Annotated in this window: 1 rRNA gene; it reads right to left on the reverse strand. The window is 49.0% G+C overall.

The annotated features are described in order from the left end of the window. Positions 1 to 131 precede the first annotated feature (131 nt). Positions 132 to 210 (reverse strand): 16S ribosomal RNA (locus tag AC6EMZ_RS23505); the annotation flags it as partial.

Here is a 210-nt window from a genome sequence, read left to right on the forward strand (position 1 = left end):
CTTGAACCACCGACCTCACCCTTATCAGGGGTGCGCTCTAACCACCTGAGCTACAAGCCTGCAGATATGCTTTACTGCTTTCTTTTCATCAGACAATCTGTGTGGACACTACAAAGGCAGGTTCTTTCAGGTAAGGAGGTGATCCAACCGCAGGTTCCCCTACGGTTACCTTGTTACGACTTCACCCCAGTCATGAATCACAAAGTGGTA

The sequence above is a fragment of the Enterobacter sp. SCRI0065 genome, assembly GCF_059766475.1.